Source organism: Micromonospora sp. ALFpr18c, from assembly GCF_008868155.1.
Taxonomy (GTDB): Bacteria; Actinomycetota; Actinomycetes; order Mycobacteriales; family Micromonosporaceae; genus Micromonospora.
The window spans coordinates 1-5,596 of the sequence record NZ_WBKR01000284.1 but is presented as its reverse complement, the minus strand read 5'-3'; the positions used below and the strand labels follow the sequence as shown (position 1 = coordinate 5,596).

Sequence of the window (5,596 nt, the reverse complement as noted above, 5' to 3'; positions counted from 1 at the left end):
TCATCAACCGGACACAACCCGTCGATAACGTCACGAATCCGCAGCCGAGAACCGAACGCCGCGACCAACGGCAACGACCCCAACGCCTTCTCCACCGACGGCAACCCGAACCGCGCACGCTGTCTCACAGCCCGGCACGCTGCCATCAGCCACCCTCACCACCAACCCGCCGCGCCGAAACCCGCCCACGATCACCCACGTGCGGAATGCAGGGCTAGCGGCGGCGGTCGCCGCCCCGGTCGCGCCCGACCCGGTCGCCGGCGCCCCGGTCGAGGGTCGGCACCCGCTCGATGCCGGCCCGCTGGGAGGCCCAGTCGCTGTCCCCCGAGCCGGACGGGAACGGCACGACCTTGCCCGCGCTCTCCGCGTTGCCGGCGGCGGCGAAGGCGTTCCAGGAGATGTCCACCAGCAACTTCTTCATCTCGGCGTGCCGCACCGCGGCGTTGTGCTGCAACGCCATCCGGGCCCCCAGCACCACGCCGACCAGCGTGGTGGTGATCGCGCCGGTGGCGGCCAACACCTGCAGGCCGGTCGCCGGATCCATGCGCAGCACCAGGACCAGCAGCCAGATCCAGAACCCGGCGGCGAACACGCCGGCCTTGGCGACGAAGAAGAGGCTCACCGCACCGGGCTGGTACGGCTGCGGACGGCTCGGTTCGGCCATGGTGCTGCTCCTCGGCAGTGCTGCGGTCGAAAACGGCAGACGGGACGGGCGCTACGCCGGGACCAGAGCTTAGTTGATGAACAGCAATGATTACTGGTCACCTGACCCGGCTGCTCATCGATGCTGCCCGGAAAAAGGTCCCGTCCACGGGACAGATTGTGCGGTCAGTCAATTGTTTCCGGCCCGGGGCGTACTACCCTCGGAAGGCGCATCGCCCAGTGCTCCGGCCGGGAGGGAAGACCCGCAGGGATGGGTTCCGCAGAGGTTTCGCCGCAGATGGCCTTCGCCCGCTTCGTCCGGCGTGCCATCGACGACGCCCGCGATGAACGCGGATGGACCGTCACCGATCTTGCCTCGCACACGGGCGTGGGCCGTTCCACCGTGTTCCGCTGGCTGGCCGGGGACTGGCAGGATTATCCCGAGTTGGCCAAAGTGCGGGGCTTCTGCGCCGCCCTGGATCTGCCGGTGGCGGCCGCGTTCCGGGCGCTCGGCCTGCCCGACGCCGGCCCGGCTCCCCGCCGCCGCCACGACGACGGCCCGGTCGAGGCCGACGTCCGGGCGATCCTCGACCGTCTGGCCGACCCCAACGTCCCCGCCGAGGAGAAGCACCACATTCGCGACCTGCTCCGCTACCTGGCCCGCCGTCCCATCCGCCGCGCCGGCTGACGCACCCGGGTCAGGGGACGGTCAGGGTGAACTCGGCGGTGTGGACCTCCGCCCGCACCTGAAAGTCCAGGAAGAGGCGGTAGCGGCCGGGGCCTGGGACGGTCACCCAGAACGTGACCTGGCCGTCTGCCAACTCCGGCTCCGGGTGCACGTGCAGGTAGCCGAGGTCGCCCTCGCGCAACGCCACCAGGTGCCCGTACGCCCCGAGGTAGCGCTCCAGCGGTGCGGCACCGCCCGCCCCGTCGATGCGGAAGGTCAGCGGCACGGTCGCACCGACCTGCGGGCTGCCCTGGTAGCCGACGGTGAACCCGTCCACCGTCGTCGAGGTGGCCGCCCCGGGCAGCGCACGGGGCTGGTAGGCGCCGGGTGCGACCAGGTCCACGCCAAGGGTCACCGCGGTCTGGCCGCCGTTGTCGGCGACGGCGGTGAAGTCGGCGTACGCCCGCCAGACGCCGGGCTCGGCGAGGGTCAACGGCACCGACCAGGTGCCGTCCGACGCCATGCTCGGGTGCAGGTGCTGGTAACCGGTCAGGTCGCGCCGCACGACGATGAGGTGCATCGGCTTGTCGTGCACGACCGCGAAGCGGGTGACCGGCCGGCGCTGCGCGTCGCGCACCTGGAAGCGGAGCTGCCCCGGCCGACCGGCCGGGAACTCGGTGGCCAACGGGGCCAGCGTGTACCCGGCCGAGCTGACCGACAGGCCGCCCGGCTCCGCGCCCGCGCCATGGTCCCCGCTCAGCATCGCGCCGTGGTTGTGCGGGGCGCTGCCCGGCGGATCGGTGTGATCGGCGGCGAGTGACGGGGCACCCGCGCCGGTGGCGGCGCCGGTGTTGAGACGGCCGAGGCCGAAGCCGAGCAGCACCGCGAGCACCAGCCCGCCGACCACCAGCGCCAGCCGGAGCGTGCCCCGATCCGGCGCCGCGGAGACCTGGTCAGGCACCGCCGGCGTCCAGTGCGTGGACGGTGACGGGCTGCTGATCGGTCATGCCGCCCACGGTACCGCCGCACCGGGCGGCCCCCGGACGACGCCCGGACGGCGTGGCGACGGTCGCAATCCGCCGTGCCCGGGAACTTTTCCGCACCGGCGGACTCAGCCGGCCACGGCGAGGGCCAGCGGGAGCACGTCGGGCGCGCCAGCGCGGCGCAGAGCCCGGGTCACCATCGCCATCGTCCACCCCGAGTCGACCAGGTCGTCGACGAGCAGCACCGGGCCGGTCAGCCCGGCCAGCGCATCGGCCAGGTCGGCCGGCACGGTGAAGGCGTCGTGCAGCGTGCGTACCCGCTGGGCGCTGTTGCCGCGCGGCCCGCCGGCCCCGCCCGAACCGCTCGGGGTGACCTCGCCGAGCAACGGCAGCCGGCCCACGGCGGCGATCCGCTCGGCCAGCGAGCCGACCAGCCGAGGCCGCCCGCGGGAACCGACCGCGACCACCGCCACCGGGCGTCGCGGCCACGGGTCGTCGCCGTGCGCCCACGACTTCAGCACCTCCACCACGGCGGCGGCCACGTCGTCGGGCACCGGCGCGTCGGGTGCCTCCGGGCCGACCAGGTCGCGCAACCGGCCACCCCAGCCCAGATCGGAGAGTCGCCCGACGGCACGGCCCGGCAGCGCCTGCTCCGCCGGAACGATCCGGCCCTTCAGGGGTACGCCCACCGCGTCCAGCCCGGTCGGCCAGAGCTTCTTCGGCGCGATCTCCACGCCGGGGCGGCCCAGGAACGTCTGCGCGGCGGCGAGCGCGGCCGTCGACACGTCCGGGGAGAAGAGCGGGTCGGCGCAACGGTCGCACCGGCCGCAGTCGGTGGCCCCGGTGTCGTCCAGGCGTTCCCGTAGATACCGCATCCGGCAGTCCGGCGTCGACGCGTACTCCCGCATGGCCTGTTGCTCGACGGTGCGTGCCTCGGCGACGCGGCGCAACCGGGCCTCGTCATAGACCCAGGGCTCGCCGGTGGCGAGCCAGCCACCGCGCACCCGGCGGACCGCGCCGTCCACGTCGAGCACCTTGAGCATCAGCTCCAGGCGGGCCCGGCGCAGATCGACGAGCGGTTCGAGGGCCTGGGTGGAGAGCGGGCGGTCGGTGTGCAGGGCGGCCAGCACGGCCCGGACCTGCTGCTCCGGTGGGAACGCCAGCGAGGCGAAGTAGCGCCAGATGGCGGTGTCCTCGGCACCGGGCAGCAGCAGCACCTCGGCGTGCTCGACAGCGCGGCCGGCACGGCCGACCTGCTGGTAGTACGCGATCGGCGACGGTGGCGCGCCGAGGTGGACGACGAAGCCCAGGTCGGGTTTGTCGAAGCCCATGCCGAGCGCACTGGTCGCGACCAACGCCTTGATCTTGTTGTCGAGCAGGTCCTGCTCGGCGGCCCGCCGGTCGGCGTCCTCGACCTGACCGGTGTACGAGGCCACCGGGTAGCCCCGGGAGCGCAGGAACTCGGCCGTCTCCCCCGCTGCCGCGACGGTCAACGTGTAGACGATGCCCGAGCCGGGCAGCTCGTCCAGGTGGTCGGCGAGCCAGGCCAGCCGGTGCGCCGGGCTGGGCAGGTCGAGCACGCCGAGGCGCAGCGACTCGCGGTCCAGCGTGCCGCGCAGGACGAGGGCGTCACCCAGCTGCTCGGCTACGTCCTGGGTGACCCGGGAGTTGGCGGTGGCGGTGGTGGCCAGCACCGGGGTGCGTTCCGGCAGCTCGGCGAGGAACGTGCGCAGCCGCCGGTAGTCCGGCCGGAAGTCGTGCCCCCAGTCGGAGACGCAGTGCGCCTCGTCGACCACCAGCAGACCGGTGGTCGCGGCCAGCTTCGGCAGGACGCCGTCGCGGAAGTCCGGGTTGTTGAGCCGCTCCGGGCTGATCAGCAGGACGTCCACCGCGCCGCCCTGGATCTCGGCGGTGATCTCGTCCCACTCGTCGAGGTTCGCCGAGTTGATCGTGCGGGCCCGAATGCCGGCCCGCGCGGCCGCCTCGACCTGGTTACGCATCAACGCCAGCAGCGGCGAGACGATAACTGTCGGCCCGGCCTGCCCTTCCCGCCCGGCGTGCTCCCGGAGCAGGGCGGTGGCCACGAAGTAGACCGCCGACTTGCCCCAGCCGGTGCGCTGGACGCAGAGCACCCGTCGCCGGTCGACGACCAGCGCCTCGATGGCGCGCCACTGGTCCTCGCGCAGCCGGGCGTGGTCACCGGCCAACCGGCGCAATACCGCCTCGGCCCGCTCCCGTACCCCTGCCCGCTCCGCTGTCTCCACCCGACATGTCTACCAGCGCCGTCCGTCATTCCCCTGTTGATCAAGAGGTTTGCGTCATTCTCGGGTCGAATCCTGACGCAAACCTCTTGAACAACAAGGATTGCCGGGGGTCAGCGGCCGAGGACCGAGCCTCCGTTGACGCCCAGGACCTGACCCGTGACGAAACCCGCCACCGGGCTGGCCAGATAGCGGACCGCCTCGGCGATGTCGTCCGGCAGCCCAGCGCGTCCGACCAGGGTCGCCGCCACTCGCTTGGCGTGCCCCTCGGCGGTCATCCGGTCACCGAAGAACTCGGTCTCGGCGACGTAGCCGGGGCTCACCACGTTGACGGTGATCTGCTCCGGACCAAGCTGCGCTGCCAGGTCGTACGCCCAGCCGTGCAGGGCCGCCTTCGCCGCCGAGTACGGCCCACCGCCGCCACGCTGGGCGGCGATCGAGCTGACCAGGATCACTCGCCCGCCCGGTCGACGCAGTGCCGGCCGCAGCGCCTCGGTCAGCAACACGGCGGTGAGCACGTTGGCGTCGAGGTTGGCCCGCCAGTGCGCGGCGGTCCCGGCCAACGTGTCGGTACTCCCGCCCAGGTAACCGCCAGCGTTGTTGACCACCACGTCGACCGGCCGGTCACCAACCGCCGTGAGGACCGCGTCGAGCTGCTCCGGATCGGTCAGGTCCGCGGTCACGGCCTTGACGGCGTCCGGACGACCGCATTCAGCGACGATCCGCGCAGCGGCATCCGCCAACACATCGGCCCGCCGCCCAACGATCAGAACGTCGTACCCATCCCGGGCCAAGGCCCCCGCAACCGCCGCCCCGATCCCGGTCCCGCCCCCACTGACAACCGCAACCCGTGAGTCCATCTCCCCTACCTCCCCATCCACAGAACCCCGTCGATCATGAAGTTAGCGACCTTCGAGGGACTGTCAACTTAACGGTGTAACTGGATCTTGATGGGTTACTTGCGGCCTGCGGACAGGCGGCCTTCGAAGGTGATCTCGAAGGCGTTCAGGGCGGCTTTCCAGCGGGTGATCCAGCGGCGTTGA

The 5,596-nt window shown here is 72.3% G+C and carries 5 protein-coding genes; 1 reads left to right on the top strand and 4 read right to left on the bottom strand.

The window, feature by feature from the left end; all coding sequences use genetic code 11:
- Positions 1 to 214: 214 nt before the first annotated feature.
- A complete protein-coding gene (locus F8271_RS29535) occupies positions 215 to 664 on the bottom strand; it encodes a hypothetical protein (RefSeq protein ID WP_151493106.1) in 450 nt (149 codons plus the stop codon).
- Between the two features lie 249 nt (positions 665 to 913).
- Between F8271_RS29535 and F8271_RS29530 the strand changes: the two genes are divergently transcribed.
- Positions 914 to 1,330, top strand: a complete 417-nt coding sequence (locus F8271_RS29530; RefSeq protein WP_151493105.1) for a helix-turn-helix domain-containing protein — start codon at positions 914 to 916, stop codon at positions 1,328 to 1,330.
- 10 nt (positions 1,331 to 1,340) lie between these two features.
- On the opposite strand, the gene F8271_RS29525 is transcribed toward F8271_RS29530, so the two are convergent.
- The 3 genes from F8271_RS29525 to F8271_RS29515 all read right to left on the bottom strand — a co-directional run bounded on the left by F8271_RS29525 (position 1,341) and on the right by F8271_RS29515 (position 5,413).
- Positions 1,341 to 2,270, bottom strand: coding sequence for a hypothetical protein (locus F8271_RS29525; protein WP_151493104.1), 930 nt, complete (start codon positions 2,268 to 2,270; stop codon positions 1,341 to 1,343).
- 150 nt (positions 2,271 to 2,420) lie between these two features.
- Complete coding sequence (locus F8271_RS29520; RefSeq protein ID WP_151493103.1) at positions 2,421 to 4,556, bottom strand: RecQ family ATP-dependent DNA helicase; 2,136 nt, start codon at positions 4,554 to 4,556, stop codon at positions 2,421 to 2,423.
- A gap of 110 nt (positions 4,557 to 4,666) precedes the next feature.
- Entirely contained in the window at positions 4,667 to 5,413 is a 747-nt protein-coding gene (locus F8271_RS29515) for an SDR family NAD(P)-dependent oxidoreductase (protein WP_151493102.1), read from the bottom strand.
- Between the last annotated feature and the right edge of the window lie 183 nt (positions 5,414 to 5,596).

What these genes read in the sequence shown, in the direction of transcription:
- F8271_RS29535 (WP_151493106.1), bottom strand. Translation starts at nt 664, where the DNA reads ATGGCCGAACCGAGCCGTCCGCAGCCGTACCAGCCCGGTGCGGTGAGC.
- F8271_RS29530 (WP_151493105.1), top strand. Translation starts at nt 914, where the DNA reads ATGGGTTCCGCAGAGGTTTCGCCGCAGATGGCCTTCGCCCGCTTCGTC.
- F8271_RS29515 (WP_151493102.1), bottom strand. Translation starts at nt 5,413, where the DNA reads ATGGACTCACGGGTTGCGGTTGTCAGTGGGGGCGGGACCGGGATCGGG.